The organism is Brachyspira suanatina, from assembly GCF_001049755.1.
GTDB lineage: Bacteria > Spirochaetota > Brachyspiria > Brachyspirales > Brachyspiraceae > Brachyspira > Brachyspira suanatina.
In genome coordinates this window covers 1-581 of the sequence record NZ_CVLB01000023.1, presented here as the reverse complement: position 1 = coordinate 581, position 581 = coordinate 1, and the positions used below count along the sequence as shown (strand labels likewise).

Genomic DNA, 581 nt, shown 5'->3' with positions numbered 1-581 from the left:
GCGGATATAGAAAGCGACAATGCAGGAACTATAACCACTTTACAAACAGAACATAAAATAGAATTAACACTTGATAGCTTAGAAATTAATTTTAAAAACTATGCTATGGCAAGAGGCGGTATTGATAATATAGACGAATATGATGGTAAAACAGAAGTTACAAAAGAGTATATAGTAGAATCAGATACATATAAAAGAGGTGAAGAAATAAAAGTTCCATTTAAGAATGCAGATGGAAGCGAAGTTACAATAACTAAAGTAGAAAAGAAAAACTCTATGGGAAATATTCTCATAGAAGAATCAAGCTACGAAAAAATAGGAACTAATGGAATAAAAATTACAGATAGTAAAATATCTCCTAGCACAGATACTTTAATTATAACATATACTAGAATAATGCCTAAAATGGTTCGTATGACAACAGGCGGAAAAAGTTCTAAAATAAAACCTAAATGCATAATGCTAGTTAATACTAATGCTGAAGGTAAAAAATTAAGAATATATTTACCACAGGCTTCAATAGCAGGCGGTTTAGAGTTTAGCTTCCCTTCAGATAAAGCACAGGATGTATTAATAGGAAA

General features: G+C 30.3%; 1 pseudogene. It reads left to right on the top strand.

Annotated features, from left to right (window positions below):
* Positions 1–581: pseudogene (locus BRSU_RS14070) on the top strand (hypothetical protein); the annotation flags it as partial.